Here is a 25,891-nt window from a genome sequence, read left to right on the forward strand (position 1 = left end):
TCAACGATCGATTGGAGTTTTTCGCATGAAGCTGTACTACTCGCCGGGCGCCTGCTCGCTCTCGCCGCACATCGCGATGCACGAAGCCGGCCTCGCCTTCGAACCCGTGCTCGCCAGCACCAAGAGCCACAAGCTGCAGGACGGCACGGACTACTACGGCATCAACCCGCTGGGTTACGTGCCGATGCTCGAACTCGACGACGGCACGCGCCTGCGCGAAGGCCCCGCGATCCTGCAATACATCGCCGACCTCGTGCCCACCAAGAACCTCGCGCCCGCCGCCGGCACCCTGCAGCGCTACCGCCTGCAGGAGTGGCTGACCTTCATCGGCACCGAGATCCACAAGGGCTTCAGCCCGCTGTTCAACCCGGCCATGCCCGAGGAAGCCAAGACCATCAGCCGCGACAAGCTCACTTCGCGCTTCACCTGGCTCGACGGTGAACTCGCGAACAAGCAGTACCTGATGGGCGACCAGTTCAGCGTGGCCGACGGCTACCTGTTCACCGTGACCAACTGGGCCAAGCCCACCGGCGTGGACCTCGCGGGCTTCGCGAACATCCAGGCCTGGCGCGCGCGCGTGAGCGAGCGTCCCGCCGTGCAGGAAGCGATGAAAGCCGAAGGCCTGCTGAAGTAATCCAGCACCACCGGGGCGCACCATCGCGCTTCGCCCCCAACGGCCGGCACCTCGCCGGCCGTTTGCTTTTGGCGGGCCACCCGCGCAATGCCACCCGATTGCATTTGCACCGCCGCATCGCCTAGCACCAAGACTACAACCCCGTGGCAGCAGGGTTGAGGCCCCGCCCCTACCCTTGCGCCTGCGTTTGCCGTTCACACCTTCTTTTTCCATTCCACTTCCCAAAGAGCCTCGGCCATGTCCACCCTTTTCGACCCCGTCCAAGCCGGCGACCTGAAGCTCGCCAACCGCATCGTGATGGCGCCGCTCACGCGCAATCGCTCGCCCAACGCCATCCCGACCGCGCTCGCGCCCACCTACTACGCGCAGCGCGCGAGCGCCGGCCTGCTGATCACCGAGGCCACCGCCATCAGCCAGCAGGGCCAGGGCTATGCCGACGTGCCCGGCCTCTACGGCACCGAGCAGCTCGATGGCTGGAAGAAAGTGACCGACGCCGTGCATGCCGAGGGCGGCAAGATCGTGGTGCAGCTGTGGCACGTGGGCCGCGTCTCGCACACCAGCCTGCAGCCCGACAACGGCCAGCCGGTCGCGCCCTCGGCCATCACCGCCAAGACCAAGACCGTGCTGATCCATGACGGCGTGCCGACCTTCACCGAGACCTCCGAACCGCGCGCGCTCGACGCCGCAGAGATCCCCGGCATCGTCCACGGCTTCGCCAGCGCCGCGCGCAACGCGGTCGAGACGGCGGGCTTCGACGGCGTCGAGATCCACGGCGCCAATGGCTACCTGCTCGACCAGTTCCTCAAGGACGGCAGCAACCAGCGCAGCGACGACTACGGCGGCAGCATCGAGAACCGCGCGCGCTTCCTGCTCGAGATCACGCGCGCCGTGGCCGATGCCGTGGGCGCGCGCCGCACCGGCATCCGCCTGTCGCCGGTCACGCCCGCCAACGACGTGCACGACAGCAACCCGCAGCCGCTGTTCACCTATGTGGTGAAGGAACTGGCCAAGCTCGATCTGGCCTACGTCCACATCATCGAAGGCGCCACCGGCGGCCCGCGCGAGATCGCCGACCGGCCCTTCGACTACGAGGCGCTCAAGGCCGCCTACCGCGACGCCGGCGGCAAGGCCGCCTGGATGGTCAACAACGGCTACGACCGCCCGCTCGCCGAAGAAGCCGTGAAGGAAGGCGACGACCTCGTCGCCTTCGGCAAGCCCTTCATCTCGAACCCCGACCTGGTGCGCCGCCTGCGCGAGCATGCGCCGCTCAACGAGCTCGACAAGGCCACCCTGTACGGCGGCGGCGCCAAGGGCTACACCGACTACCTCGCGCTGGCCTGAGCCCGCGGGCGACCGGCGCGCGGTGCTTTCGGGTACCGTTGCGCCATGTCGCAGATCGAGAACCAGCTGGCCGCGCGCGGCCTCGTCCTTCCGCCCGCCGTCCAGCCCCCACCGGGCGTGGTGCTGCCCTTTCGCTTCGTGCGCATCGTCGGACGGCGCGCCTTCGTCTCGGGCCACGGCCCGCTGAATGCCGACGGCAGCATCGCCGCGCCGCTGGGCAAGCTCGGGCGCGAGCTCGACGTGGAACAGGGCTACGTGGCCGCGCGCCTCACCGCGCTCGCGATGCTCGGCAGCCTGCAGCGCGCGCTCGGCGACCTCGACCGCATCACGGCCTGGACGCGCGTGTTCGGCATGGTCGCCTCGGCCCCGGGCTTCGACCGCCAGCCCTCGGTCATCAACGGCTTCTCCGACCTCGTGCTCGAGCTCTTCGGGCCCGAGATCGGCGCGCATGCGCGCAGCGCGGTCGGCATGGCCGAGCTGCCGTTCAACATCCCGGTGGAGATCGAGGCCGAGGTGGAGATCGCCGAATGAGCGAAGCGCCGCGCTGGAGCCTGCGCCGCGCCGAAGCAGCCGATGCGAACGCGATCCGCGACTGCGCGATCGCCGCCTTCAGCGTCTACCTGCCGCGCCTGCCGATCGTGCCGCTGCCGATGCGCAAGGACTACGCAAGCGCCATCGAGTTGCAACAGGTGTGGGTCGCCGCCGATGTTGCGGATGCCACGGAGATCGCGGCCGCGCTCGTGCTCGACATCACCGACGAGGGCTTCCTGATCGACGTGATCGCGGTGCAGCCGAAGCACCAGGGCAGCGGCGCGGGCCGCGCCCTGCTCGAGCTCGCCGAGCGCGAGGCGCTGCGCCAGGGCTTCGATTCGATCTACCTGTTCACCAACGAGAAGATGAGCGAGAACCGCGCGCTCTACGAACGCATCGGCTACGTGGAATACCGGCGCCTGGTGCTCGAGAACCGCACGCGCGTCTTCCTGCGCAAGGCGCTGCGATGAACGCCACGCCCAAGCTCGCGCGCATCCACCATGCCGCGATCATCTGCTCCGACTACGCGGTGTCGAAGCGCTTCTACAGCGAGGTGCTGGGCCTGCGCATCGTCGCCGAGCACCTGCGTGCCGAGCGCCATTCGTACAAGCTCGATCTCGCGCTGCCCGACGGCTCGCAGATCGAGTTGTTCTCCTTTCCCGATCCGCCGCCGCGCGTCTCGCGCCCCGAGGCGCGCGGGCTGCGCCACCTCGCGTTCGAGGTGCCCGACGTGCGCGCCGCGACCGATGCACTCGAGGCGCAGGGCATTGCCGTCGAGCCGATCCGCGTCGATGAATACACGGGCCGGCGCTTCACCTTCTTCGCCGATCCCGACGGGCTACCGCTCGAACTCTACGAAACCGCGCCCTAGCTCTTGCGCGTGAAATCCACGCTGACCTTCAAGCCCGTCGGCTCGGCCGCCTCGAGCCGCAGCTCAGCGCCCAGCAGCTCGGCATAGCGCGCCACGATCGACAGGCCCAGCCCCGAGCCCTGCCCCAGCTTCTGCCCCGCCGGGCCCTGTGCCCAACGCTGCATCAACAGGCGCTGCGCATCGAGCGGAATGCCGGGGCCGTCGTCGATCACGCTGAGCACTTCGCCACTGACTTCGACCGTGATGGTGCGGCCGCCATAACGCAACGCGTTGTCGATCAGGTTGTCGAGGATGCCCTCGACCAGCGCCTCGTTGGCCTGCACCGTCACGCTGTCGTCGAGGCCGCGTGCACCCAGGTCCACGCCACGCGCATCGGCACGCGCGAGGTGCCGCAGCACCGTCTGCTCGGCCAGCGCATCGAGCCGCACGGGCGCGGTCTCGAGGCTGGTGCTGGCCTCGTCGGCCAGTGCGAGCGCGAGCAGCTGGTCGATCAGGTGGCTTGCGCGCTCCTGGCTCTTGGCCACCTGCTCGAGCTGCTCGCGCCACACCGAGGGCTTCTGCTGCGCGAGCCCGTAGTCGGCCAGCGCACGGATGCCCGCGAGCGGCGTGCGCAGCTCGTGCGCCACGTTGCCCACGAATTCGCGCTGTCCGCGCACGCTGTGGCCCAGCCGCTCGAACAGCGCATTGACCGCTTCGCCGAGCCGCTGCAGCTCGCGCGAAGTCTGCACCACCGTCACCGGCGAGAGGTCGCGCACGTCGCGCCGATCGAGCGCCTGCTGCAGGTCGCCGAGCGGCCGCAGATCGCTGCGGATCCCATGCCAGAGCCACACGGCGAGCAACATCAGCAACAGCACCTGCGGCGCCAGCGCATAGCCCAGCAGCTGCCGCACGAGCGCCGTGCGGCTCAGCGTGGTCTGCGCGATGACCACGCGATAGGGCATCGCGACACCGGGTTCGGCATCGTGCTCGAGCACCACCGCGCGCATCGGCTTGCCCTGGTAGGTGACGTCGGAGAAGCGATAGCGCGCGCCGCCCACGGGCAGTGGCGCCTGCAGGTCGTCGGCACCCGAGATCAAGGTGCCGTCGAGCCGCTGCACCGAGAAATTCACCTTGTCGATCTGGTCGAACAGCACCGTCGCCACCTCGCGCGGCGTGAGCAGCAGCTCGATGCCGCGCTCGCCCGCCTGCACGTTGGCCGACAGCGCATAGGCGTCGTCGAGCATGCCGCGATCGAAGGCCTGTTCGGAGAAGTAGTTGGCGATGACCAGCGCGATCACCGCGCCCACCATCCAGCTCAGCGCGAGCGGCACCAGCACGTTGCGCAGCACGCGCCGCGTGAGCGTGGACACCGCGCGCGGCGGCCTGGCCGCGATGCGCGCTCGTGCTGCTTCGCTCTCGCTTTCGCTCACGGTCGCGGCGCGCTCAGACTTCGGCTTCGAGCAGGTAGCCGATGCCGCGCAGCGTGCGGATGCTCGCGCCCGAACCGACCAGCTTCTTGCGCAGCCGCGAGATGAAGGCCTCGAGCGCGTTGTCGCCCAGCGATTCGTCGAAGCTCGAGAGCTTGTCGGACAGCGCACGCTTGCTCACCGTGCGGCCCGGCGGGCTCATGAGCTCCCACAGCACCTCGAACTCGCGCGCCGGCAGGTCGAGCGGACCGCTCGCGGTGGAGAAGCGCCGTGCCTTGCGGTCGAGCTTCAACTGCCCCAGCAGCACGATGTCTTCCGTGCCCTTCGCGCGCCGCACCAGTGCGCGCAAGCGCGCCTCGACCTCGGCCAGGTCGAAGGGCTTGCCGAGATAGTCGTCGGCACCGGCATCGAGGCCCGCGATGCGTTCCTCGGTGCGGCCGCGTGCGGTCAACACGAGCACCGGCGTGCGGTCGCCGCGCGCGCGTGCCTGTCGCAGCGCGGTGAGTCCGCTCGCGAGACCGCTGGTCGCGCTCGCGGTGGCGGGCAGGTTCAGATCGAGCAGCACCGCATCGAAGGGCTGCACGCGCCAGAGGTGGTCGGCGTCCTCGACGTTGGTGGAAACATCGACGCGGTGACCGGCGTCCGCGAGGCTGCGAAGCATCACGTCGCGCAGCACGGCATCGTCTTCGACTAGCAGGATTCGCATGATTTTCGAGTGGGTTGAGGTGCCTATTCTTGCTCGCGGGAGGGTCAGCAGGCGGTCAGTACGACACGCGATAAACACGGCATGAGCATACGACAGCCCATCGCCGCACGGTTCCTTTTCATCGGGGCCGCATCGTCATGAGCGCACGCGAACCTTCCAGCCTGCTGAGCTTCGTGCACCCCGCCGTGCAACGCACCGCGGTCGTGCTGCTGCATGGTTTGTGCAGCACACCTGACGAACTGCTGACCGTGCAGTCCGCGCTGCGCGACGGCGGCTACGCGGTGCACCCGATGTCGATCCCCGGCTACTCCTTCGACGCCAATGCGCCGATGCAGCAGGCCGCGCCCTTCCAGCAGTGGCTCGACAGCATCGAGGCCCAGGTCACGGCCCTGCGCGAGACGCACGAGCGCGTGCTGCTCGTGGGCATCTCGGCCGGCTCCTCGCTCGCGCTCGGTGCCGCCATCCGCTGCGGCGACGCGGTCGATGCGCTGGTGCTGATGTCGACCACGCTGCGCTTCGATGGCTGGGCCATCCCGCGCACGCAGATGCTGCTGCCGCTGGCCTACTACACGCCGCTGGGCCGCTTCTGGCAGTACCGCGAACGCCCGCCCTACGGCGTGAAGAACGAGCGTGTGCGCGCCTGGATCGAGCGCGAACTGCGGCACCGCAAGATCTCGCGCGCCGGCAGCTCGGTGATCGGCGTGAGCCACCTGCGCGAACACCATCGGCTGATCCGCCACGTGCGCGCCAACCTGCATCGCGTGCAGTGCGACCGCGTGCTCGCGCTGCATGCGCAGCAGGACGAGGTGGCCAGCGTGGCCAACCTCGAGATCCTCGCGCGCGGCCTGCGCTGCCGGTCGTTCCGCAGCGTCGTGGTGAGCAACAGCTACCACATGATCACCATCGACAACGACCGCCAGCAGGTGGTGCGCGAGACCGTCGCGTTCGCCGACGAGGTCGCGCATGGCACGGGCGCCGATGCCCCGATTTCCTCTCTGAAGGCTTCCTGAAAAGGAATGCGTTCGCCACCGCGATGCCATCGATCCCACTCCACAATGAACCACGCAAGGTGACGCGGCGACGCGCGTCTTCCCTGCATTCGCAGCGCCGACCGATGGCACTTCCGCACGACGATCGTGCATCACGCTTCGCCTGAAAGGAACAAGCCCCATGTCCACTTCGCCCACCTTCAACAGCATCGCGCGCATCCTCGAGAACGACTTCCACGTCGAGGCGAACCTGGTCGCGCCGCAGACCGCGCTCACCGACCTGGGCCTCGACTCGCTCGCGCTGATGGAATTCGTCTTCGCGGTCGAGGACGCCTTCCACCTGCGCATTCCCGAGGACCGTCTCGATCCGCGCGAAGCGGGCATCACGCTGCAGCGCCTGTGCGAAGTGATCGATGCGGAGAGCGCCGCGACGGCGAACACCGCGAACGCGCCTGAGGCGGCGCACGCATGAGCAGCGGTGTCGAACATGCGGTGATCGCGGCATCGGCGCAGCGCATCGCGGCGCCGCCGGTGCGCGTCAGCGGCATCGGCTTCGTCACGCCGATCGGCCGCACGCTCGAGGCCTTCGACGATGCGCTGTTCCATGGCCGCTCGGCCGTGCGTTCGCACACGCTCGCGATCCCCGGCATGGACAGCGTCGAGATCGCGGTGGCTGCCTGCGACTTCGATTCGAACGGCGTGCGCAGCACCTCGCGCCTGCCGCTCGACCGCGGCACCGCGATGGCGCTCGCCGCAGCACAGGACGCCGCGGCGCAGGCCGGGTTGACGCGCGACAGCGTCGATCCCGAACGGCTCGGCATCTTCTGGGGCAGCGGCCTCGCAGGCGCGGGCAGCTTCGACACCACCACGCAGGCGCTCTATGGCGAGCAGCGCCGCATGCGGCCGACGACCGTGCTCACCGTGATGCCCAATGCGGCGGTGGCCGAGCTCGCGCTGCACTTCGGCGCGCATGGCGCGGCGATCGCCTATGCCTGCGCCTGCGCCTCGTCGGCGGTGGCGATCGGTGAAGCGATGCGCGCCATCCGTGGCGGCTGGATCGACGTCGCCATCGTCGGCGGCCACGACGCCATGCTCACGCCCGGCGTGATGGCGAGCTGGCAGGCGATGCGCGTGATGGCCGCGCCGCCGGCCGATGCACCCGAGACTGCCTGCCGCCCCTTCTCGGGCGACCGCGCGGGCTTCGCGCTCGGCGAAGGCGCCGCGGCGCTGGTGCTCGAATCGGAAGCGCATGCGCGTTCGCGCGGCACGGCCGACACAGGCGACACGGGCGACGGTGCGTCCTACGTGCTGGCCGGCTACGCGACCAACTGCGATGGCACGCACATCACCAACCCCGACAGCGCGGGCCAGGTGCGCGCGATGCGCGCGGCACTGCGCGACGCGGGCCTCGATGCCGCTCAGATCGGCCATGTGAATGCCCACGGCACCGCGACCATGGCCGGCGATGCCGCCGAGGCCGCCTCGGTGCGCGAGCTGTTCGGCAGCGCGATGCCCGTGTGCGCCACCAAGGCGATCCACGGCCATGTGCTCGGCGGTGGCGGTGCGATCGAACTGATCGCGACCTTGCGTGCACTGGCGCACGAGGCCGTGCCGCCGATCGCCAACCTGCGCGAGCCCGACGCGGCCTTCGACCTGGCCTTCGTGCGCGGCGAGGCACGCGCCGTGCCCGGCATGCGCTGGGCGATGTCGAACTCCTTCGCCTTCGGCGGCACCAATGCCGTGCTGGTCGCGGGACGCATCGACGCACCATCTCGCTGAAACTTCGCTGAAGTTTTTTTCGCGCGCAGGAAGGCTCAAGGCAGGCAGTGCATCGGCTGGTGGTTCTCGTCGTGCCGGTGTTCGTACTGCTGCTGGCCTGCGAATTCGCCTGGGGCTGGCTCAAGCAGCGCAACACCTACCGCTTCGCCGACACGGTCGCGAGCCTGAGCCAGGGCCTGCTGAGCCAGGCGCTCGCGGTCTGCACGCAGCTGTTCCAGATCGGCCTCTACGCGCTGGTCTATCCGCACGTCGCGCTCTGCACCGACGCGGGCTTCTGGGACAGCGCGTTCGGCTGGATCGCCGCGGTGTTGCTGTTCGACTTCTGCGACTACTGGCTGCATCGCGCGGGCCACGAGTCGGCGCTGTTCTGGGCCGCGCATGCGGTGCACCACCAGAGCCGGCGCTTCAATTTCTCGACCGCGCTGCGGCAGGAGAGCATGGTCGCCTTCCTTGGCTGGGCCTTCTACCTGCCGATGGCCGTGGTGGGCGTGCCGCCCGAGCAGTTCGGCCTCGCGGGGCTGATCGTGCTGGTCTACCAGTTCTGGATCCACACCGAGCACATCGGCAAGCTCGGCTGGTTCGACCGCGTGTTCTCCTCGCCCTCGAACCATCGCGTGCACCATGCCGTCAACGACGGCTACCTCGACCGCAACTACGGCGGCATGCTGGTGGTGTGGGATCGCCTGTTCGGCACCTTCGCCGAGGAGCGCGAGCGCTGCGTCTACGGCACGCGCAAGCCGCTCGCGGGCTTCGATCCGCTGCGCGCCGTGCTCGGCCCCTATGCGCCGCTCGCGCGCGATGCCTGGCACACGCGGCGCTGGCGCGACAAGCTCGGCGTGTTCTGGCGATCGCCGGGCTGGCGGCCGGCCGACGTGGCGGCGCGCTTTCCCGAACCCGACTTCTCGCTCGAGGCGGCCGCCGCCCTCGACGATCCACCGGTCGGCCGTGCGCGCGCGATCGCGGCCACGCTGCATTTCGCGGGCTGGGTCGGCATGACGCTGGCCTTTCTCTGGCGCGCGGACGACATGGCTTTTCGCACCGGGCTCGAACTGCTGGCGCTGACGATCGCGGGTTTCTGGGCCGTGGGCGCGGTGCTCGATGCGCGGCTGCGCTTGCACTGGGCCTGGCCCGCGCAGGTGCTGCTGCTGGCGCTGGCCGGCGCCCTCCTGTTCGCGGCCGGTTGAGCGGCCGCGCGGGATTGCTATCCTGCGGGCCCCTGACCGACCTCGAACATGGAGCCACCGTGCGCCGACTTGCCACTTCCCGCGACCTCGTTGCCGTCCATGCCCTCTACATGCACGAGAAGGTGGTGCGCTTCCTCGGCTACGACCCGATGCCGCTCGCGGACTTCCGGCCGATCCACGAGGAGCTGGTGCACAGCGGCTGCTTCCACATCTGGGAGGTCGAGGGCCGCATGGCCGGCTTCTACCGCGCCACGCGCTATCCGGGCCGCGTGGCGCATGTCGCCTGCCTCGGCACGCTCGCGGTGGACCCGGCCTTCCATGGCCGCGGCGTGGCGCTGGCCATGGTGAGCGATGCCATCGAGCAACTGCGCGCGGCCGGCGTCAAGCGCATCGAGCTCTATGCCGAGAGCGACAACGCGCCCGCGCTGCGCTTCTACGAGAAGCTGGGCTTCGAGCGCGAGGGCACGCTGCGCAAGTTCTACAAGCGCGCCGGTGAAGCCGACTACATCGACGATCACCTGATGGCGCTGCTGCTCGATTGAGCCGAATTCAGGAACCCTTCCAGCGCCGCAGCAGCAAGGCATTGGCCATCACGCTCACGCTCGACAGCGCCATCGCCGCCCCGGCCACCACCGGGCTCAGCAGTCCAAAGGCCGCCAACGGAATCCCCGCCACGTTGTAGGCGAAAGCCCAGAACAGGTTCTGCCGGATCTTCGCCACGGTGCGCCCCGAGAGGTCGAGCGCCTGCGCCACCAGCGCGAGATCGCCGCGCATCAGCGTGATGCCCGCGGCTTCCATCGCCACGTCGGTGCCGCCACCGGCCGGCGCCATCGCGATGCCCACGTCGGCGGCCGCGAGCGCGGGCGCGTCGTTGGCGCCATCGCCCACCATCGCGACCACGTGGCCGTCGCGGCGCAGCGCGCTCACCTGCTGCGCCTTGTCGGCCGGCAGCACCTCGGCGCGCACGTCCTCGGGCGCGATGCCCAACCGCGCCGCCATGGCGCGCGCGGCGCGCAGGTTGTCGCCCGAGATCATCACCACGCGCAGGCCGCGCGCACGCAGCGCGGCAACGGTCTCGGCCGCCTGCGACTTGGGCTCGTCGGCAAAGGCCAGCAGGGCCAGTGCCTCGGCCGCGCCGCCGGCATCGAAGCGCAGCAGTGCCGACACCGTGGCGCCCTGCGCCTGCAGCCGGTCGACCTCGGCGGCATCGACGTCGGCATCGAGCTCGCGGCACCAGCGCAGGCTCGCGAGCGCCCAGGCCCCGGCGAATTCGCCCTCGACCTCGCCACGCACGCCGCGGCCCGGCATGGCCTGCATCGAACGCAGCGCCGGCACCGCCAGTTTCTTGTCGACGGCAGCCACGAGCACGGCGCGCGCCAGCGGGTGTTCGCTGCCGCTCTGCAGGCTCGCGGCCACGGCCAGCAGCGCATCGGCATCGACGGTCCGGGCGACCGGCACGAGCGCGGTCAGCACCGGCCGGCCCAGCGTCAGCGTGCCGGTCTTGTCGAAAGCCACCGTGTCGACGCGGTGCGCGAGTTCGAGCGAACGCGCGTCCTTGATGAGAATGCCGCGCCGTGCCGCCACGCCCGTGCCCGCCATCACCGCCACCGGCGTGGCCAGGCCCAGCGCGCAGGGACAGGCGATGACCAGCACGGCCACCGCGTGGATCAGCGCGGTCTCGATGTCGGCGCCACCGAGCAGCATCCAGCCGCCGAAGGTGAGCAGCGCGATCACCAGCACCACCGGCACGAAGATGGCCGCCACCTTGTCGACCAGCCGCTGGATCGGCGCCTTCGCGGCCTGCGCATCCTCGACCAGCCGGATGATGCGCGCGAGCACGCTCTCGGCACCGACCGCGCGCACCTCGACCACCAGCCGGCCATCGCCATTGACGGCACCACCGGTCAGCAGGTCGCCCGGGCCCTTGGGCACGGGCAGCGGCTCGCCGGTCAGCATCGACTCGTTGACCTCCGATTCGCCCTCGACCACGCGCGCATCGGCCGGCACGCGTTCGCCGGGACGCACCGCGAGGCGGTCGCCCACCATCACCTCGGCCAGCGGCACGTCGCTCTCGCCGCGCGGGCCGACCAGGTGCGCCACCTCGGGCCGCAACTGCTGCAGCGCGCGGATCGCCGAGGTCGCCTGGCGCTTGGCGCGCGCCTCGAGCCACTTGCCCAGCAGCACCAGCGTGATGACCACCGACGAAGCCTCGAAGTACAGGTGCGGCATCATCCCGTGGCCCGCGTGCTCGCCGGCGGCCGAACGCCACCAGAGCCACAGCGAGAGTCCGTAGGCGGCGCTGGTGCCGAGCGCGACCAGCAGGTCCATGTTGCCGGTGAGCGCGCGCGCCGCATGCCAGCCCGCACGGTAGAAGCGCGCGCCGAGCCAGAACTGCACCGGCGTCGCGAGCAGCAGCTGCAGCCATGGGTCGAGCATCCAGTCGCGGCCGAAGAACTCGCCGACCATCGGCAGCATCAGCGGCGCCGACAGCGCGAGGCCGACCGCCACCGGGCCGAAGCCGTGCCAGGGCGAGAGCGCCGCGGCTTCCTCCTGCGCATCGGCCGCGGCGCGCGGCTCGTAGCCGGCGGAGCGCACCGCGCGGCGCAGCCGGGCATCGATGTCCTCGCCACCCTGCGCCTGCGCCACCACGCGCGCCGATTCGGTCGCGAGGTTCACGCTGACGTCCTGGACGCCGGGCACGCCCTTGAGCGCGCGCTCCACGCGCATCACGCAGGAGGCGCAGGTCATGCCGCCGACCGAGAGGTCGAGCGTGAGATTCGGCAACGGCCGTTCTTGTACGTTTTCCATGGTGCGAAGGCTAAAGCTTCACACCATGGCAAGGTCAAGCGCGGCAAAAAGAGTCCCTGGACTGGACATTGACATCGTGGCAAGGTTCAGACTTCGGTTTCCGAACGGGCCAACACCCACCTTTCCATCCACGAAGGAGCAGAAACGATGAGCCAGAAATTCCAGGTCGCGGGCATGAGCTGCGGACATTGCGTGAACGCCGTGCAGAACGCGGTGCAGACGGTCGACCCCGAGGCCCAGGTCACGGTCGATCTCGAGACCGGCCATGTCGACGTGCTGAGCCAGCAGCCGCGCCAGGATCTGGTGGCGGCGATCGAGAACGCCGGCTACCAGGTTCAATGACGGTGCCGGTCACGCACGGCCCCGTGGCGATCGGCGAGGCCGCCCGGCTGTCGGGCGTGTCCGCGCGCATGGTGCGCCACTACGAGGGCCTGGGCCTGCTGAGCGCGGTGGCGCGCACCGACAGCGGCTACCGCCAGTACGGCGATGCCGACATCCACACGCTGCGCTTCATCAAGCGCTCGCGCGACCTCGGCTTCTCGATGGAGGAGATCGCCGAGCTCGTGGGCCTGTGGCACAACCGCCGGCGCACGAGTTCGAGCGTGAAGCGCATCGCGCAGAAGCACCTCGAGGAACTGGAGCAGCGCATCGCCGACATGCAATCGATGCGCAGCACCCTGGCCCACCTGGTGCACTGCTGCCACGGGGATGCGCGGCCCGAGTGTCCGATCCTCGACGACTTGTCGAAGACCGCCTGACGGCTCAGGCGCCCCGGACCAGCGACAGCACCTTGCCCGCATCGAGCGTGCGGGCCTTCTCCTGAATCGCCGGCAGGTAGCGCGACTGCAGGCCCTGGCCTTCCTGCACCACGCCCGAGAAGGCGTCCTTGAGCATCTGCGTCGACAGCGTACGCCCACCCGCGTAGTAGCGCTTGGCGACATGGCCCAGCGCGTAGGTGGTGGCAAAGCTCATGCCCGAACTCACGGCCTGCTTGCCGACGCCGCGCAGCAGGCCGCCGCCCACCTTGCCGAGCAGCCCACCCAGCAGCTTGCGCCCGGCCTGCTCGAGGTACTGCGAGGTCAGGCCCACGCCCACGGTGGCGATGAAATCCTTGACGTGGCCGCTGTCGAGCTCGTAGCCGTGCGCCTTGCCGATGCGGTAGACCAGCTTCATCTGCAGCGGAATGATCGCCATGGTCGACAGCGTCTCGGGCAGCAGCTCGAGCGCACCGTTGAGGATGGCGGCGTTGAGGATCGACTTGTCGAGCTCGGCGCTGTCGGGCGTGAGCGGCGACGCGCCCGCCGCGACAGCCGGCACCGGCGCTGCAGCCACCACGGCGCCCGCGGAGGCACCGGCCACCGCCCCGGCCGCCGCGATCTCCTCGGCCTGGTTCGAGAACTGCGCCGCCGAGGCATCGAGCCCGAGCGAGGTGCGCACGTCGGTCAGGAACATCCGCTCGGCCTGCGATTGCGCGCCATCGGCATCGCACACGCACACCGCCATCTCGTAGGCGAGCTGCTTCGCCTCGGTGCTCTGCAGCTGCGCCGCCACCGACGGCAGCGAGACACGCTTCATCAGCACGTCCTGGTAGAGCGTCGGCAGGTTCAGGCCGTCGGTCTGCGACAGCCCTTCGGCGATGCGCTTGATCTCCGCGCGCTCGCGTTCGTGCTTTTCGCCGTCGACGAAGGCGGCCAGCAGGCTGAGGGTCACGATGGCCTGGGTTTCGGAAGGTGTCACGGCTGGAATTTCCACAAGGTGAAGGACGAAGTTCGGTCGGAAGACCGGGGGAAGGTTCCGCCGCGCGTTCTCCCCACAAAGCGGGTGCAACTCTGTGGATAACCACAGAACTACTTTGTAGGGGCGCGGCAAGTTATTGATTTTTATGGGGAATCTACAGACCGCTTAAAAAATAGGCAATGAATTTCCTCACCCGAAAAACGCCTTTCGCAGATTTCCGAAGGGCTGTCAAAGGACAACTCTGGGGAGAGTTCTGGCACAAGCAGGTGGTTATCCACAGCGCAGGACGGATGCGCCAGGTTGTCCCTTTGGACGCGACAGCACAAAAGCACGGCTGCGCACAGTGACCGCTGTATGACAAGTGCTTGTCACATAACGAAAAAAGCGGCCTGTCCACAGAAGGGACGGACCCTTATCTACTACTACTAATTTGAATAAGAAGAATAAGAAATAGAGAGAGACCAAAGGTCGCGCCCGAAAAAAAGTCCGAAGGCCGCGCCTCGTTGCAACGCCGTCGGCGTGGCTGGCGCCCGCCCCGTGGCGCTCGCTACCATCGCTGGATGAGCTTCAAACCGCGGATCCTGATCGCCGAGGACGAATCGGGCATCGCCGACACCCTCCAGTACGTGCTCAAGAGCGACGGCTTCACGCCGGTCTGGTGCGCCACCGCGGAAGACGCGCTGGCGCAGTTCGCACAGGAGGCGCCGGCGCTGGCGATACTGGATGTGGGATTGCCCGACATGAACGGCTTCGAGCTGTTCAAGCGGCTGCGCACGCTGAACCAGGCCATGGGCGGACCGGAGGTGCCGATGCTGTTCCTCACGGCGCGCAGCGACGAGATCGACCGCGTGGTGGGGCTGGAGCTCGGCGCCGACGACTACGTCGCCAAGCCGTTCTCGCCGCGCGAACTGGTGGCGCGCGTGCGCACCATTCTTCGGCGCAGCGCGCGGGGCGTGCCAGGGCCCTCAGGAACGCCAGGAAGCCCCGGAACCTCCGAACAGGGGGTCCCCCATGCCGGAGCGCCCCAGGCGGCGCCTGCGGCGCGACAGACCCCTCCAGTGCCCAGCCAGCCCTTCGTGCTCGACCAGGAGCGCATGCAGATCCGCTACTACGGCCGGCTGCTCGAACTCTCGCGCTACGAATACGGTCTGCTGCGCCTGCTGGTGCAGCGCCCCGGGCGCGTGTTCACGCGCGACGAATTGCTCGAACTCGTCTGGGACGACGCCAGCGAAAGTTTCGACCGCACCGTCGATGCCCACATCAAGACCCTGCGCGCCAAGCTCAAGGCGATCGCGCCCGAGGTCGAGCCGATCCGCACGCTGCGCGGCACCGGCTACGCACTCAACGAAGAACTGCCCGCCAGGATCTCGTGACCCGGCGCACGCGCATCTTCATCGGCATCCTGCTGATATACACGGCCGGCATCGCCTTCCTGCTGTACCGCGTCGTCTCCGACATCGATCCGCGCTACCGCGAGTCGGCCGAGGAATCGCTGGTCGAGACCTCGCAACTGGTGGCCAGCCTGGTCGAGCAGGACGTGATCGCGGGGGCCATCAACACGGCGCGGCTCGAGCCGCTGTTCCGCACGCTCTATGCGCGCGAGTTCTCGGCCCAGATCTACAACCTGCACAAGAGCCGGGTCGAGCTGCGCGTCTACGTGACCGACCGCGGCGGCCGCGTGATGTTCGACTCGCTCGGCCGACACCTGGGCGCCGACTATTCGAAATGGAGCGACGTGAGCCGCACGCTGGCCGGTCTCTACGGCGCGCGCACCTCGCGCGATGTCGACGTCGATCCGCGCACCTCGGTGATGTACGTGGGCGCGCCGATCCGCTGGAACAACGAGATCGTCGGCATGGTCAGCGTGGGCAAGCCAGTGCAGAGCTTCGGCCAGTTCGTGGAGGACGCGCGGGCGCGCACGATCTGGGTCGGCGTGGGCTCGGCGCTGGCGCTGCTGCTGCTCGCGGTGATCGTCTCGGTCTGGCTGGTGCGGCCCTTCGGGCTGATCCGCGACTACTGGGGCTGGGTGCGCGCGCAGCGCAGCCTGAGCCTGCGGCGCATGGCGCGGCGCGCGGTCGACGCGGTGCGCAGCGGCTTCAGCGAAATGCGCGACACGCTGACCGGCCGCAACTACGTCGCCGACTACGTGCAGACCTTCACCCACGAGGTGAAGAGCCCGCTGTCGGCGATCCGCGGCGCGGCCGAGCTGCTGCAGGAACCCTCGATGCCGCACGAGGAGCGCGAGCGCTTCCTCGCCAACATCGCGCGCGAGACCCAGCGCATCCAGGAGATCGTCGACCGCATGATGGAGCTGACCGCGCTCGAGACCCGGCGTGCGCTCGAGCGCACGCAGCCGGTGGCGCTGGCCTCGCTGATCGAGGACATCGCGATCAGCGCGCGGAGCGCCGCGGCGCAACGCAACATCCGCGTGCACGTGGACATCCGGGCCGAGGCCTCGGTCGAGGGCGATCCCTTCCTGCTGCGGCGCGCCGTCAGCAACCTGCTCGACAACGCGATCGATTTCTCACCGACCGGCAGCGAGGTGCGCATGACGCTCGAGACCACCTCGCGGCTGGCACGCGTGAGCGTGCGCGACCGCGGACCGGGCATTCCCGACTACGCGCAGGAAAAGGTCTTCCAGAAGTTCTATTCGCTGGCGCGGCCGCACAGCCAGAAGAAGAGCACCGGGCTGGGCCTGGCCTTCGTCAAGGAGATCGCCGCGCTGCACCACGGCCGCATCGAGCTCGGCAATGCGACGCGCGGCGGCGCGGTGGCCACGCTCACGCTGCCGCTGCTGTCGCCCTGAGCTACTGGCGTCCGATCAGCGCGAGGTAGTCACGCCGCGTGCCTTCGCTGACCGAGGCGATCAGCTGTTCGTACGGGGTCTTGTGGCGCGCCAGCATGCGCGCCGAGGCCACCATCTTCGATTTGCAGAACCAGTGGCAGGTGTGCTGCATCAGGAACAGCTCGGCCGACAGCGTGTAGGCCTTGTCCTTGGGACTGCGGCCGGCGCGGTTGTGCATCACCTCGTTGATGCCGCGCGCATGGATCGCGAAGGCCGCGCGCAGGTCGAAGGTCTCGCGCGGAAACAGCAGGTGCGCATAGGGCAGCGTCGCCAGCGGCGAGGTGCTCACGCGCGTCTGCGCGGCATCGACGCGCGCGAACTCGGCCGCGAAATTGGCGAACTGGGCCGCGAGCCGCGCCTCGGTCGCGTCGAGCACGCCCCAGATCTGCTGGCGCCGCTCGGGATCGTCCTCGCCGAGGCAGCGCAGGTAGCCCTCGGTGAGGTTTTCCATCAGCTTCTCGATCTGGTAGTTGCCCAGGTGGCGCGCCAGCAGCGCGATGCGCCGGCGCTGGTCGTGGGACTTGAGGAGGTAGGCGCCGATGGCGATCAGCGCCACCAGGGTGAGGATTTCCATGGACTTGGGAACGGGCGGACGGGAAGAAAGGGTGTGCGCCGAGTGTAGAGACCCCGGCGCGGCCCCTGCCGCCCGCGGCCCTAGCGGAAGAAGTCCAGGATGCGGTTGCGCTCCTCGGGCTGCGGCGGCGCGCCGATCGGCACGCCGGTCAGCACCTCGACCGGCTGCGGCGCGGCCTCGGGCTCGAGGCCCAGGCTCGCGACGCCGCGACCCGGCGCGTAGTCGTCGAAGTAGAGCTCGCCGTCCACGTGCACCAGGCCGGGCGGCTCGGGCAACTGCGCCACCGGCACGCCGCGCAGCGCGGTCTGCATGTAGCCGGTCCAGATCGGCAGGCTCAGGCTGCCGCCGGTCTCGCCGCGCACGCCGAGCTGGCGCGGCGTGTCGTAGCCGATCCAGGTCACGCCGACCATGGTGGGCTGGAAGCCCGCGAACCAGGTGTCGAAGGAGTCGTTGGTGGTGCCGGTCTTGCCGAACAGGTCGTCGCGCTTGAGCGCCTGGTAGGCCTTGAAGCCGGTGCCGTTGCGCACCACGCTCTGCAGCAGCGAGTCCATCAGGTAGGCGTTGCGCGCGGGGATCGCGCGGTTGCTTTCGTCGAGCGCCGGCGGCTCGGTTTCCATCAGCACCTTGTCCTTGGCATCGGTCACGCGCGTCACGAGGTAGGGATTGACCCGGTAGCCGCCGTTGGCGAACACCGAATAGCCGGCGGCCATCTGCAGCGGCGTGACCGAGCCCGCGCCGAGCGCCATCGGCAGGTTGGCCGGATGCTTGTCCTTGTCGAAGCCGAAGCGCGTGATCCAGTCCTGCGCGTAGTCGGTGCCGATCGACTGCAGCACGCGGATCGTCACCAGGTTCTTCGATTTCATCAGCGCGGTGCGCAGCGGCATCGGACCTTCGAAACCGCCGTCGAAGTTCTTCGGTTCCCAGGGCTGGCCGCCGTTGGCGCCGGGCTCGAAGTACAGCGGCGCGTCGTTCACCACGGTGGCGGGCGTGAAGCCCTTCTCGAGCGCGGCCGAGTAGATGAAGGGCTTGAAGCTGGAACCGGGCTGGCGCCAGGCCTGCGTCACGTGGTTGAACTTGTTCTTGCTGTAGTCGAAGCCGCCGACCAGCGCCTTGATCGCGCCGGTGCGCGGGTCCATGCCGATGAAGGCGCCCTCGACCTCGGGCAGCTGCGTGATCTCCCAGCTGTTCTTGGCCGTGCGCGCCACGCGGATCACCGCGCCGCGGCGGATCTTGATGTTGGGCTGCGCCTTGGTCGTCAGGCCCGACTGCGCGGGGCGCAGGCCTTCGCCCGTGATCTCGATCGCCTCGCCGTTCGCGCGCACCGCGCTGACCTGCTTGGGCGAGGCATCGAGCACCACGGCCGCGATCACGTCGCCGTTGTCGGGGTGCTCGGCCAGCGCGTCGTCGACCGCCTCGTCGACCTCCTTCGGATCGTCGGGCAGGTCGACGAACTTCTCGGGGCCGCGGTAGGGCTGGCGGCGCTCGTAGTCCATGATGCCGCGGCGCAGCGAGCGATAGGCCGCCGACTGGTCGGCCGCCACCAGCGAGGTGTAGACCTTCATGCCGCTGGTGTAGATGCTGTCGCCGTACTGCGAATGCATCATCTGGCGCACCGTTTCGGCCACGAACTCGGCGTGCAGCCGGTTCGGGTCGGCGGCATCGCGCAGGTGCAGTTCTTCCTTCTTGGCCTCGGCCGCCTGCTCGGCGGTGATGAAGCCGGTCTCCTGCATGCGGTCGATCACGTAGAGCTGGCGCGCGCGAGCGCGGCGCGGATTGGCCACCGGGTTGTTGGTGCCCGGCGCCTTCGGCAGGCCCGCGAGCATCGCGGCCTCGGCGATCGTGATGTTGGCCAGCGGCTTGCCGAAGTAGGCATCCGATGCCGCGGCGAAACCGTAGGCACGGTTGCCGAGGTAGATCTGGTTCATGTAGATCTCGAGGATCTGGTCCTTGGTCAGCTGCTGCTCGAGCCGCAGCGACAGCAGGATCTCGTAGGCCTTGCGACTCAGCGTGCGCTCGGAGCTCAGGTAGACGTTGCGCGCCACCTGCATCGTGATGGTGGAGGCGCCCTGCTTGCGTCCGCCCTTGAGGCTGGCCACCGCCGCGCGCACGAAGCCCTTGTAGTCGACGCCGCCGTGGTCGTAGAAGCGCGCGTCCTCGACCGCGAGCACCGCGTCCTTCATGACCTTGGGGATCGCCGCGAAGGGCGTGAGGTTGCGGCGCTCCTCGCCGAATTCGCCGAGCAGCTCGCCGTCGGAAGAAAACACGCGCAGCGGTTGCTTGGGCCGGTAGTCGGCGAGTTCGGAGCTGTCGGGCAGGCGCGGCGAGATCAGGGCGATGGCGACGGCGCCCGCGACCGCGAGCACCAGCACGCCCGAGCCCGCGACGATGGCGCTCCAGACGGCGATGCGCTGCCAGCGCGGTGGTTCGGGGGCGTCGGGTGAGCGGGGCTTGAAGGGATTGAACATGAGGGAGGTCCTGCTATTGAGAGAGTCCGCGCAGGCGCGGGTTCCGGGCCAGCCGCGATGCGCTCGCGGCCAGCATGGCGGCGTCGATGGCGCCACGGCTCTCGGCCTGCCGCGCGCAGTGCATCGCGTCGAAGTACTTGTCGTGGTCGTAGGCGACCAGCAGCAGGTCCACGCCGGCATTCAGCGCACGCACCGTGGCGTTGCACAGGCCCCGGTCGTAGGCTGCACCCATCGTGAGATCGTCGGTGACGAGCAGGCCGTCGTGCCCCCACGCGCCGCGAATCACGGACTGCACGATTTTGCGCGAGAACGATGCCGGATGGTCAGGGTCGAGTTCTGGAACGATCACATGGGCGAGCATGACAGCCGCTTGTGTCGAAGCCGACACCTCTTGAAACGGTTTCCAGTCATGTGTTGCAAGTCGGGCCGCGGGCGTGCGCAAAAAACCGGCCGCATGGTGCGTGTCCTCGGCCACGCCGGCCAGTCCCGGAAAGTGCTTGAGCGTGCCTTGCACGCCGGCCGCTTCGAGGCCCTGCTCGTAGGCTCGCGCCACCTCGGCGACGAGTGCCGGGTCGGCCGAGATCGCGCGTTCGTCGATGCGGGTGTGCAGGTCCCAGCGGCCCGGCGCGCGGCCGGTGCGCAGGTCGACCACCGGGCTGAAGTTGAGCGTGATGCCCAGCGCGGCGAGCGCCCTGCCCTGCTGCTCTCCGTAGGCACGGGCGCGCTGCGCGAGTTCGTTCTCGGGCACGTCGGCATCGATCAAGGTGGCAAGCGAGGGCTGGCGTTCGATCAGCGGCGAGAGCCGCGACACGGCGCCGCCTTCCTGGTCGGTGGCGACGATCAGCGGCGGCAAGCCGGCCGCCGTGCGCAAGTCCTGCAGGCTCGAGATCTCCTCGCGCAGTTGCGTCGCGCTGCGGCCCCTGACGTTGCGGCCGGTCACGAAGATGCCGCCGATCGCGCCGTGGCGCGCGAGCTCGCGCAGCATCGGCATCTCGGCGTTCTCGTAGCCGACGATGAAGTGCGCGCCGAGCCTGCGTGCCTGCGCGTCCGATGCGGCGAGCACTTCCGCGCGGCGCTGGCGGCTCGAGAGTTCGTCGGCCCCGCTGCAGAGCATCACCGCGCACAGCAGCCCGAGCAGCATCGGCCGCAGCGAACGGCGCGCGAAGCGCCAGACGATCGCCACGCCGCCGCCCGCGAGCGCGAGCAGCAGCGGCACCTCCCAGGCGCGCAGGAAGCGCAGGTGCGGATCCTTCAGGTGCCAGGCCCAGAAGCAGAGAGCGACCAGTGCCAGCCATCCCAGGGCACCGAGCGCGACGCGCAGCGCTTTCATGCCGGATCGACGAGGGCCGCCGGTGCGGCTTCGGGCCGGCGCGACAGCGCATACCAGTCGACCTTGCGCGTCATCAGCATCAGCGCCGAGAGCATGCCGAAGATCAGCAGCGCGCCGAGCAGCAGCGCATTGCTCTCGGAGGCCAGCAGCCCGTAGAGCGCACCGTAGAGCACCGCGACGAAGCCCGCGAAGCCGGCGCCGCGCTTCCAGCTGCCGAGCACGGCGGCGAAGTAGACGCCCAGCAGCAGCACGCTTGCACCGGCCGCGCCCGCATAGGCGAGCCAGAAGGCCAGCTTCTCCGACAGTGCCAGCAGCAGCAGGAAGAAGATCGCGATCGACAGGCCCACCAGGCCGTACTGCACCGGGTGCAGCCGCAGCTTGCGGAACAGCTCGAACATGAAGGCGGCCATCAGCACCAGGCCGATGAAGAGCGCGCCGTACTTGCCCGCGCGGGTGCTCATCGAATAGACATTGATCGGCTGCGCGAGCGAGACGTCGAAGCTCTGCGGGTTGAAGGGCTGCGGGCCGGCGCGCACATTGCCGTTGGCCGAGGCGGCCGTCGCGTCGGCGCGGCCCGCCAGGTCGACACGCACCTGTTCGCGCGCCGAGCTCACGAGCGAGGACACGCGCCAGTGCGCATCGAAGCCCTGCGGCGTGACCTCGCGCTGCGCCGCGAGGAAGCGGCCGCCGAAGCTCGGATGGGCCCAGGGCGACTTCAGGTGCGCGCTGGTTTCTTCCGCGATCGGCACCATCGACAGGGTGTCCTGGCCGACCAGCGAGAGCTTCATCTCGAAGGGCAGCGCCGCGCGCGACTGCCAGGCGGCCAGGGCCGCGCCGCCGAGCGGCGCGTGGATGCCGTTGGCGAACCAGGAATCGTCGGGCAGGCCGGGCACGCGCTGACGCAGCCGCAGTTCGGCGCCGTTCACCGTCAGCGCGGGCGAGCCGTCGAGGCCGCGCAGGTCGCTCACGTTGAAGGCCACCAGCGGGGCCTTGAATTCGATCTTCGAATCGGGCTCGCTGTGCGCGACCGCCTCGGGGTCGAAGGCCGCGAAGCCGCCCGACAGGGTGGCGTCGAGCGTGTAGAACGGGATCTTGAAGATGCCGCGGTAGCGCTGCTGCGGCGTCATCGAACCCTCGATGTGCAGCTTGTCGGGGAACACCACGTGCGCCATCTCCTTGCTGCGCGCCTCCTGGCCGATCACCTTGCCCTGCGCGTCGCGCAGCGGCTCCATCCAGCGCTCGACGTAGGGCACCAGCAGCAGCGGGCCGACCACGGTCTGCGGGCCCGCGTAGGTGGCGGCCAGTTCGGCGGCCGCCTCGCGCTGGCTGTCGCCGCGCTCGTTGTTGATGCGGTCGATCTCGGCCAGCGGAATGCACAGCAGCAGCACCAGCAGCAGCAGCCCACCCACCTTGGCCAGCATCGAATCCTTCAGCAGTTGAAGCATGTTTTCTCTCCTCGTTGACGACGGACCGGATGCTCGCCGTGCGATCCGAAGCCCGTGTGAAGCGTGGCGGCGCGGCGACTTCACGCGGACTTCACACAGCGCGGCGGACTTCAAGAAGCCTTCCCAATGCCTTCTCGCAGGCTGGCGACAGTGCAGGCCATCCGATACACAGAGAAGAGGACCCGACATGCACACCCCCTCCACCCATCGACCCGGCCGCTGGCTCTGGCTGGCGACGCTGAGCCTCGCGGCCGCGGGCTTCGTCGCGCTGAGCCTGAATCCCGTGCATGCGCAGGAAGCGACCGCGCCGCGCCTGAAGACCGAGAGCCCGTATTTCTTCGTGAAGAGCGACGACCCCTCGGTCGACCGGCTGCCGCTCAAGGGCACAGAGGTCTCGGTGAAGATCTCGGGCGTGATCGCCGACGTGACGGTGACCCAGACCTACCGCAACGAGGGCCAGCGGCCCATCGAGGCCAAGTACGTGTTCCCGGGTTCGACCCAGGCGGCCGTGAGCGGCCTCAACGTGCGACTGGCCGACCGCCTGATCACCGCGCAGATCCGCGAGAAGCAGCAGGCGAAGATCGAGTACGACACCGCCAAGCGCGAGGGCAAGACCGCCGCGCTGCTCGAGCAGCACCTGCCGAACGTGTTCCAGATGAACGTGGCCAACATCCTGCCGGGCGACGACGTGAAGGTGGAATTGCGCTACAGCGAGCTGCTGGTGCCGCAGTCGGGCAACTACGCGTTCGTGTTCCCCACCGTGGTGGGCCCGCGCTACAACAGCCCGCAGTCCTCGAACGCGCAGGCGCCCTGGGTCGGCCAGCCCACGCTGCGCGCGGGCGTGGCGGCCGGCACCACCTTCCGGCTCAAGGCCAGCATCGACACGCCGATGGGCCTGAAGGAGATCCGCTCGATGACGCACGCCATCGCCGTGAAGAAGAGCGACGAGGACCGCCATGCCGAGATCGAACTGGCCACCGACGGCCGCCCGGCCGACAACCGCGACTTCGTGCTCGACTACCGCCTCGCGGGCGAGAAGATCGAATCGGGCCTGATGCTCTACAAGGGCCAGGGCGAGAATGCCGAGAACTTCTTCCTCGCGATGGTCGAGCCGCCCAAGGCCGTGGCCGCCAGCGCCATCTCGCCGCGCGACTACATCTTCGTGGTCGACATCTCGGGTTCGATGCACGGCTTTCCGCTCGACACCGCGAAGACGGTGCTCGAGCGCCTGATCGGCGGCCTGCGTCCCAGCGACACCTTCAACGTGCTGCTGTTCTCGGGCAGCAACAAGATGCTGTCGCCGGCCTCGGTGCCCGCGACCCGCGCCAACATCGAACAGGCGCTGGCGACCATCAAGAACTTCGAGGGCGGCGGCAGCACCGAGCTGATCCCGGCACTCAAGCGCGTGTATGCCGAGCCGAAGGACGAGAAGGTCTCGCGCACCGTGGTGGTGGTGACCGATGGCTACGTGACGGTCGAGCGCGAGGCCTTCGAGCTGGTGCGCAACAACCTGTCGAAGGCCAACGTGTTCGCCTTCGGCATCGGCTCCTCGGTCAACCGCAGCCTGATGGAAGGCATCGCGCGCGCCGGCATGGGCGAGCCCTTCATCATCACCGACCCGGCGCAGGCGCCCGAGCAGGCCGCGCGCTTCCGCCGCATGGTCGAGTCGCCGGTGCTGACCAGCGTGAAGGCCACCTTCGGCGGACTGGACGTGTACGACGTGGAACCGCAGGCGCTGCCCGACGTGCTGGGCGAACGGCCGGTGATCGTGTTCGGCAAGTGGCGCGGCGAAGCGCGCGGGCGCGTGATCGTCGAGGGCCAGGGCGCCGAAGGCCCGTACCGCCAGGAAGTGCGCATCGATGCGCGCACGCGGCAGGACACGGCCGCGCTGCGCACGCTGTGGGCGCGCCATCGCATCCAGAGCCTGAGCGACCAGGAAGCGCTCGAAGGCAGCGCCGCCTTCAAGGACCGCATCACCGAGCTCGGCCTCAAGTACGGCCTGCTGACCCAATACACCAGCTTCATCGCGGTCGACAAGGTGGTGCGCAATGCCGCGCCGCAGGACAGCGCGAGCGTGAACCAGCCGCTGCCGATGCCGCAGGGCGTCAGCGATACCGCTGTGGACGGCGGCGCGCTCGGCGCCGAGGTGCCGAGCACGCCCGAGCCCGAGACGCTGGGCGCCATCGCGGTCGTGCTGTCGGTGCTGGCGATGCTGCGCCGCCGCGCGCGCCGCCACGATGCACGCCGTTTCACGGCCTGATGCGGGAGCACGACCTCATGTCCCTGGCAACGCTTGCCCACCGCCATCCACGCATCGTGGATTGGGGCATCCGCATCGACCGATTCCCGGCCGCCGCCTGGCTGGCCCTGCAGTTCGCCGCGCTGGCGCCGACCTGGGGCTGGATGCTGCGGCGCATGGTCGACGGATCGGACGATCCGCTCGGGCTGCTGGCGCTGGTAGCGCTGGCGGCGCTGGCCTGGCAGTGCCGCGGCGAACTGCGCGCCGCGCCGCGGCTGGGCTGGCTCGCGCTGGCCGGCGCCGGCACGCTCGCGGCGACCGTGCTGCGCACCGGCCTCGGCAGCCTGCCCGCGCTGCCGCCGCTCGCGGCCGGACTGTTGGCGGTGCTGTCGCTGGCGGCGGGCCTCATGGCCTTCCTGCCGCGCCGCGTGGCGGCCGTGCCGGTCGCGGGCCTCGCGGTGCTGGCACTGCCGCTGCTCTCGTCGCTGCAGTTCTATGCGGGCTATCCGCTGCGCGTGGTGACGGCCGAGGCCAGCCGCTGGCTGCTGGCACCGGGCTTCGAGGTGGCGCGCGAAGGCAGCACCTTGCTGATCGACGGCCGGATGGTGATCGTCGATGCGCCGTGTTCGGGCGTGCAGATGGTCTGGCTCGGCTATTTCACGGCCTGCGCCGTCGCGCTGTGGGCGCGGCGCGCCGACCGCGGCTTCCTGGCCAGGCTGCCGCTGGTCGGCCTCGCGGTGCTGGCCGGCAACATCGTGCGCAACAGCGTGCTGATCGCCTGCGAAGGCGCCGGCCATCCGCTGGCGCCGTGGGCGCACAACGCGCTGGGCCTGGTCGTGCTGGCGCTGGTGTGCGGTGCGATCGCGCGGCTGATGGCGCGCGAGCGAAGCGGCGCGGGCCTCGATTTCGTCATGCGGCCCGTTCCGGGCCTGATCACCACCCAGGGAGGCCGCCGTGTCGACACTGCCCATTGAGCGTCTGTTCGAACGCCTGTTCGCCAATCACTT

General features: G+C 69.4%; 24 protein-coding genes. 16 read left to right on the forward strand and 8 right to left on the reverse strand.

Annotation, left to right across the window (positions count from 1 at the left end; genetic code table 11):
• The first annotated feature begins 25 nt into the window (after positions 1-25).
• The 5 genes from gstA to gloA2 all read left to right on the forward strand — a co-directional run bounded on the left by gstA (position 26) and on the right by gloA2 (position 3,377).
• Complete coding sequence (gene gstA / locus AC07PU_RS24690; RefSeq protein WP_093343648.1) at positions 26-634, forward strand: glutathione transferase GstA; 609 nt, start codon at positions 26-28, stop codon at positions 632-634.
• Positions 635-871: 237 nt separating this feature from the next.
• Entirely contained in the window at positions 872-1,975 is a 1,104-nt protein-coding gene (locus tag AC07PU_RS24695) for an alkene reductase (protein WP_495321272.1), read from the forward strand.
• Between the two features lie 45 nt (positions 1,976-2,020).
• Positions 2,021-2,506, forward strand: a complete 486-nt coding sequence (locus AC07PU_RS24700; RefSeq protein ID WP_296788419.1) for a RidA family protein — start codon at positions 2,021-2,023, stop codon at positions 2,504-2,506.
• On the forward strand, positions 2,503-2,976 hold the full coding sequence (locus tag AC07PU_RS24705; RefSeq protein ID WP_296788416.1) for a GNAT family N-acetyltransferase: 474 nt from the start codon (positions 2,503-2,505) through the stop codon (positions 2,974-2,976). Before AC07PU_RS24700 ends, AC07PU_RS24705 begins: the two co-directional genes overlap by 4 nt.
• Positions 2,973-3,377, forward strand: a complete 405-nt coding sequence (gene gloA2 / locus AC07PU_RS24710) for an SMU1112c/YaeR family gloxylase I-like metalloprotein (RefSeq protein WP_296788413.1) — start codon at positions 2,973-2,975, stop codon at positions 3,375-3,377. The genes AC07PU_RS24705 and gloA2 overlap by 4 nt, the downstream gene beginning before the upstream one ends.
• Here the strand turns inward: gloA2 and AC07PU_RS24715 are convergent.
• Together AC07PU_RS24715 and AC07PU_RS24720 are read right to left on the reverse strand one after the other, a co-directional pair.
• Complete coding sequence (locus tag AC07PU_RS24715) at positions 3,374-4,750, reverse strand: sensor histidine kinase (protein ID WP_495321446.1); 1,377 nt, start codon at positions 4,748-4,750, stop codon at positions 3,374-3,376. The genes gloA2 and AC07PU_RS24715 overlap by 4 nt on opposite strands.
• Before the next feature lie 49 nt (positions 4,751-4,799).
• Positions 4,800-5,489, reverse strand: a complete 690-nt coding sequence (locus tag AC07PU_RS24720) for a response regulator transcription factor (RefSeq protein WP_093343640.1) — start codon at positions 5,487-5,489, stop codon at positions 4,800-4,802.
• A 137-nt stretch (positions 5,490-5,626) separates the two neighbouring features.
• Here AC07PU_RS24720 and AC07PU_RS24725 point away from each other — a divergent pair, with 137 nt between their 5' ends.
• The 5 genes from AC07PU_RS24725 to AC07PU_RS24745 all read left to right on the forward strand — a co-directional run bounded on the left by AC07PU_RS24725 (position 5,627) and on the right by AC07PU_RS24745 (position 9,983).
• Positions 5,627-6,499: an alpha/beta hydrolase gene (locus AC07PU_RS24725; RefSeq protein WP_093343639.1), complete on the forward strand. Its 873-nt coding sequence runs from the start codon at positions 5,627-5,629 to the stop codon at positions 6,497-6,499.
• Between the two features lie 160 nt (positions 6,500-6,659).
• Positions 6,660-6,950: a phosphopantetheine-binding protein gene (locus tag AC07PU_RS24730; protein ID WP_093343637.1), complete on the forward strand. Its 291-nt coding sequence runs from the start codon at positions 6,660-6,662 to the stop codon at positions 6,948-6,950.
• Complete coding sequence (locus tag AC07PU_RS24735; protein ID WP_495321277.1) at positions 6,947-8,257, forward strand: beta-ketoacyl-[acyl-carrier-protein] synthase family protein; 1,311 nt, start codon at positions 6,947-6,949, stop codon at positions 8,255-8,257. Before AC07PU_RS24730 ends, AC07PU_RS24735 begins: the two co-directional genes overlap by 4 nt.
• Positions 8,258-8,304: 47 nt before the next feature.
• The gene (locus AC07PU_RS24740) at positions 8,305-9,441 is read left to right on the forward strand and encodes a sterol desaturase family protein (protein WP_495321279.1); all 1,137 of its coding nucleotides are present in this window, start codon (positions 8,305-8,307) and stop codon (positions 9,439-9,441) included.
• Between the two features lie 59 nt (positions 9,442-9,500).
• Positions 9,501-9,983, forward strand: a complete 483-nt coding sequence (locus tag AC07PU_RS24745) for a GNAT family N-acetyltransferase (RefSeq protein WP_495321281.1) — start codon at positions 9,501-9,503, stop codon at positions 9,981-9,983.
• Between the two features lie 7 nt (positions 9,984-9,990).
• On the opposite strand, the gene AC07PU_RS24750 is transcribed toward AC07PU_RS24745, so the two are convergent.
• On the reverse strand, positions 9,991-12,249 hold the full coding sequence (locus AC07PU_RS24750; protein ID WP_495321283.1) for a heavy metal translocating P-type ATPase: 2,259 nt from the start codon (positions 12,247-12,249) through the stop codon (positions 9,991-9,993).
• A 147-nt stretch (positions 12,250-12,396) separates the two neighbouring features.
• On the opposite strand from AC07PU_RS24750, the gene AC07PU_RS24755 reads away from it, so the two are divergent.
• Positions 12,397-12,591, forward strand: coding sequence for a heavy-metal-associated domain-containing protein (locus tag AC07PU_RS24755; RefSeq protein WP_495321285.1), 195 nt, complete (start codon positions 12,397-12,399; stop codon positions 12,589-12,591).
• Complete coding sequence (gene cueR / locus AC07PU_RS24760; RefSeq protein WP_093343632.1) at positions 12,588-13,007, forward strand: Cu(I)-responsive transcriptional regulator; 420 nt, start codon at positions 12,588-12,590, stop codon at positions 13,005-13,007. Before AC07PU_RS24755 ends, cueR begins: the two co-directional genes overlap by 4 nt.
• A gap of 4 nt (positions 13,008-13,011) precedes the next feature.
• Here the strand turns inward: cueR and AC07PU_RS24765 are convergent, their stop codons facing one another.
• Positions 13,012-13,986: a YcjF family protein gene (locus AC07PU_RS24765; protein WP_490877042.1), complete on the reverse strand. Its 975-nt coding sequence runs from the start codon at positions 13,984-13,986 to the stop codon at positions 13,012-13,014.
• 560 nt (positions 13,987-14,546) lie between these two features.
• Between AC07PU_RS24765 and AC07PU_RS24770 the strand changes: the two genes are divergently transcribed.
• Entirely contained in the window at positions 14,547-15,359 is an 813-nt protein-coding gene (locus AC07PU_RS24770) for a response regulator (RefSeq protein ID WP_495321288.1), read from the forward strand.
• On the forward strand, positions 15,356-16,792 hold the full coding sequence (gene creC / locus AC07PU_RS24775; RefSeq protein ID WP_093343627.1) for a two-component system sensor histidine kinase CreC: 1,437 nt from the start codon (positions 15,356-15,358) through the stop codon (positions 16,790-16,792). The genes AC07PU_RS24770 and creC overlap by 4 nt, the downstream gene beginning before the upstream one ends.
• 1 nt (position 16,793) lies before the next feature.
• On the opposite strand, the gene AC07PU_RS24780 is transcribed toward creC, so the two are convergent.
• From AC07PU_RS24780 to creD, 4 genes are all read right to left on the reverse strand, one after another.
• The gene (locus tag AC07PU_RS24780) at positions 16,794-17,405 is read right to left on the reverse strand and encodes a hypothetical protein (RefSeq protein ID WP_093343625.1); all 612 of its coding nucleotides are present in this window, start codon (positions 17,403-17,405) and stop codon (positions 16,794-16,796) included.
• Between the two features lie 80 nt (positions 17,406-17,485).
• Positions 17,486-19,870, reverse strand: coding sequence for a penicillin-binding protein 1A (locus tag AC07PU_RS24785; RefSeq protein ID WP_495321291.1), 2,385 nt, complete (start codon positions 19,868-19,870; stop codon positions 17,486-17,488).
• Positions 19,871-19,883: 13 nt separating this feature from the next.
• On the reverse strand, positions 19,884-21,200 hold the full coding sequence (locus AC07PU_RS24790) for a glycoside hydrolase family 3 N-terminal domain-containing protein (RefSeq protein WP_495321293.1): 1,317 nt from the start codon (positions 21,198-21,200) through the stop codon (positions 19,884-19,886).
• Positions 21,197-22,645 (reverse strand): cell envelope integrity protein CreD, encoded by a 1,449-nt coding sequence (gene creD, locus AC07PU_RS24795; protein WP_495321295.1) that lies wholly within the window; start codon positions 22,643-22,645, stop codon positions 21,197-21,199. The genes AC07PU_RS24790 and creD overlap by 4 nt, the downstream gene beginning before the upstream one ends.
• A 187-nt stretch (positions 22,646-22,832) precedes the next feature.
• Between creD and AC07PU_RS24800 the strand changes: the two genes are divergently transcribed.
• Together AC07PU_RS24800 and xrtQ are read left to right on the forward strand one after the other, a co-directional pair.
• Positions 22,833-24,905 (forward strand): VIT and vWA domain-containing protein, encoded by a 2,073-nt coding sequence (locus tag AC07PU_RS24800; RefSeq protein ID WP_495321297.1) that lies wholly within the window; start codon positions 22,833-22,835, stop codon positions 24,903-24,905.
• A 17-nt stretch (positions 24,906-24,922) separates the two neighbouring features.
• The gene (gene xrtQ / locus AC07PU_RS24805; protein WP_208511707.1) at positions 24,923-25,858 is read left to right on the forward strand and encodes an exosortase Q; all 936 of its coding nucleotides are present in this window, start codon (positions 24,923-24,925) and stop codon (positions 25,856-25,858) included.
• Positions 25,859-25,891 lie beyond the last annotated feature (33 nt).

It is taken from the genome of Variovorax sp. GW821-FHT10D07, assembly GCF_059415325.1.